The organism is Clostridium tyrobutyricum DSM 2637 = ATCC 25755 = JCM 11008 (assembly GCF_000359585.1).
Classification (GTDB): Bacteria; Bacillota; Clostridia; order Clostridiales; family Clostridiaceae; genus Clostridium_B; species Clostridium_B tyrobutyricum.
In genome coordinates this window covers 1-217 of sequence record NZ_APMH01000016.1, presented here as the reverse complement: position 1 = coordinate 217, position 217 = coordinate 1, and the positions used below count along the sequence as shown (strand labels likewise).

At 29.5% G+C, this 217-nt stretch carries 1 protein-coding gene; it reads left to right on the top strand.

Features of this window, described 5'->3' with window-relative positions:
* A partial coding sequence (locus tag J418_RS15565) for a DNRLRE domain-containing protein (protein ID WP_035123851.1) occupies positions 1-217 on the top strand: 217 nt, incomplete at both ends.

Sequence of the window (217 nt, the reverse complement as noted above, 5' to 3'; positions counted from 1 at the left end):
TTTCATCTTCAGTTTTATATACAGGCGAATACACAAGATATAAGAACTGCCCGGATTCCTATAGAAGTCTTTTAAAGTTTGATATTCCTGGTTCAATACCTTCTAAATGTAAAATAACCAAAGCACTATTATATATATATGTTAACAGAAAAGATAAAGATCATTGCAGCTATCCATCTCAAACTGTAACAGTTTATAATAACCTGGTTAATTTTAG